At 56.1% G+C, this 314-nt stretch carries 1 protein-coding gene; it reads right to left on the reverse strand.

Annotated features, from left to right (window positions below):
* Positions 1 to 14: 14 nt before the first annotated feature.
* The coding region (locus tag K206_RS42490; RefSeq protein WP_369796955.1) for a MarR family winged helix-turn-helix transcriptional regulator at positions 15 to 314 on the reverse strand (300 nt) is incomplete at its 5' end.

Below are 314 nucleotides of genomic sequence, written 5' to 3' on the forward strand. Positions count from 1 at the left end.
CCCCGATTCCCGTTTCACGGCCGTGGTTCTGTGAGGGACAACGGTTTGCTATCGAGGTCAAGTTGAAGCGCGTCCTGATTGCACAATTGCGGCAGGCGCAATAAGGCATGTATCTCGCTTTGTTTGAGCGCCTCCGTCAATTCCGCAAGCGCGGAGCGCCAATGAGACTTCAACTCGTCTATCGCCTTGTTTCCGCGCTCAGTCAGAACAATTTCGATCACTCTTCGATCGTGCGGGCGATCGGCGCGCTCTTGCGCCGCTCTCTGGATCATGCCCTTCTTCTCAAGCCGATCTAACAGCCTCGTCACCGAAGA

This window comes from Cupriavidus sp. WS, from assembly GCF_000395345.1.
GTDB classification, from domain to species: Bacteria; Pseudomonadota; Gammaproteobacteria; order Burkholderiales; family Burkholderiaceae; genus Cupriavidus; species Cupriavidus basilensis_B.